This window comes from Mycobacterium innocens, from assembly GCF_900566055.1.
Taxonomy (GTDB): domain Bacteria; phylum Actinomycetota; class Actinomycetes; order Mycobacteriales; family Mycobacteriaceae; genus Mycobacterium; species Mycobacterium innocens.
The window spans coordinates 1-2392 of sequence record NZ_UPHQ01000181.1; the positions used below are offsets into that span (position 1 = coordinate 1).

Consider the following 2392-nt stretch of genomic DNA (forward strand, 5'->3'; position numbering starts at 1 on the left):
GGCCCACCCGTCAACCCCGCAATCACCGCATCAAACGCCGACGCCGACCCCGCCAACTCCGCAGCCAACCCCTGCCACGCCGACGCCGCCGCAAACAACGGCCCCGCCCCAGCACCAGCAAAAATCCGCGCCGAATTGATCTCCGGCGGCAACCAGGCAAACTCAGGAACCATTCCAACCCCAAACCAACCAGCCGCACCAACGGCACCGACAACCAACCGAACCCGAACACTCACCAACCCACGGGCGGATCGTAAGCCAACCCGCAGCGAAAAACTCCAGATTCGCCGAGTTATCCATAAATATTGGATAAGAGCCGGTCCACCAGCGCACCAGATCTCGGAACGATCTCGGCGGGGCCAGGCAGCCATCCCTGCGTAATGTCAATGACGTGGACAAACAATGATCCGCTTGATTGGTTCGCCGAGTGATTTCTCTATCGGCACCAGGGCGGGAAGGCAATGTCCGACCGTCGGCAGTCGGGGCCTGATCGTTGATGCGCACCGACGCCGGCCAACTGCGCGGCGCATGCCAAGAACCGCCTGGTCAGCCCGTGGCGACCGGCTGCTACGCCGGATGTGTCGTCCGGCGGTTCGAGGTCCGCACGGTCAGCACCCGGCCATTGCCGCAGACCCAATACCCCCCAATACCCATCGACAGGCTTACCATCGGAAAATCGGCGTTCGGGCGCCGCTAGAAAAGGTTCTTGAAGAAGCCCGAAAGCCCGTTGCCGAAGACCAACAGTCCCGAGCTTCCCGTCCCGGAGTTCAGGATGCCCGAAGTCGTGACACCCGCAATGGCGATGCCCGCGTTCTGGACAGCCGCGTTATAGAAACCCGCGTTCCCGTAGCCGGTGTCGAGCGCGCCGGAGTTGCCGCCGAAGATGCTCGTGGTACTAGTGTTGACGTAGCCCGAGTTGCCGAATCCCGAATTTTGGATACCCGAGTTGCCGCTACCATTTGGGTCGTTCTGACCGAAGCCCGAGTTACCGGTGCCGACATTGAAGAAGCCGGAGTTAGGGCCGGGGTGGGCTATAGCGCTGAAGAACCCGGTGTTGAGTGCGCCACCGTTGAAGCCGCCGGTGTTGGTGTTGCCCGCGTTGGCGAAACCGGTATTGACGTCGCCCGCGTTCCCGAACCCGGAGTTGATGTCGCCCGCGTTGAAAAAGCCGGTGTTGACGTTGCCCGAGTTACCGAAGCTAGTGTTCGAGTTGCCGGCATTGAAGCTGCCCGCATTGAAGTTGCCCGAATCGAAGAAGCCGAAGTTGCCGGCCCCCGCATTTACGGCGCCGGTGTTTGTGCTGCCGCCGTTCCAGAACCCGGTGTTGACGCTGCCCGCGTTTCCGAAGCCCGTGTTCCCCACGCCAGAATTACCGAAGCCCACGTTGCCGGTACCCGAGTTGAAGAAGCCCACGTTACCGCTGCCTGAGTTAAACAAACCGATATTGTTGCTGCCGGAGTTCAACGCGCCGAAGCCAATTTTACCGTCGCCGGTGAGCCCGATGCCGATATTGTTGTTCCCAGTGTTGCCGAAGCCGAAATTGCCATTGCCGGTATTGCCGAAGCCGACGTTGTTACTCCCGGAGTTTCCGCTGCCGAAATTGAAGTTACCACCATTACCGTTGCCGAAATTCGTGTCGCCGATATTGCCGCTGCCCACGTTGGTGTTGCCGATATTTCCGCCACCCAGATTGGTGCTACCGATATTGCCGCTCCCCAGGTTCTGGCTGCCGAAGTTTCCACTACCGAAGTTGACGTTGCCGACGTTGCCGCTGCCCAGGTTGATATCACCCTGGTTGCCGCTACCGATGTTGGTGCTGCCGATATTGCCGCTGCCCAGGTTGAACGAGCCGACGTTGCCGCTGCCGATGTTCGTGTCACCGATGTTGCCGCTGCCCAGGTTGAGCGAGCCGATGTTGCCGAAACCGAAGTTGATGCCCTGAAGAGGTGCCGGGACGACGCTGGCCGCCTGCGCCGACGGTGGGCCGGCCGCCACGCCGGCCGATGCCCCGGCCCCCGTCGCGCCACCGACCAGACCCGACAACCCGGGCAACCCCGCCACCGAACCCGACCATGACGCCAACTGAGCAGCCGCCGCCGAAACCCCACCGTGATAACCCACCATGGCCGCCACATCGGCCGCCCACATCTGCTCATACACACCCTCGGCAGCCGCGATCGCCGGCGCATTCTGACCAAACAGATTCGACATCACCAACTGCACAAACACATTGCGATTAGCCGCCACCGCCAACGGATGAACCACCGCCGCCCGCGCCGCCTCAAACGCCCCCACCACCGCCTGCGCCTGCGCAGCCGCACCCGCGGCCCGCGCCGCCGCCGCACTCAACCACCCCGAATACGGAGCCGCCACCGCCTTGGCTGCAATATCC

2 protein-coding genes are annotated in these 2392 nt (G+C 62.4%); both read right to left on the reverse strand.

Going from position 1 to position 2392, the window contains the following annotated elements; genetic code table 11:
* On the reverse strand, positions 1–173 hold a 173-nt coding region (locus tag EET03_RS17750), incomplete at its 3' end, for a PPE domain-containing protein (RefSeq protein WP_122508804.1).
* A gap of 520 nt (positions 174–693) precedes the next feature.
* Positions 694–2392, reverse strand: a 1699-nt coding sequence (locus EET03_RS17760) for a PPE family protein (protein ID WP_208649084.1), incomplete at its 5' end; no start/stop codon positions are given.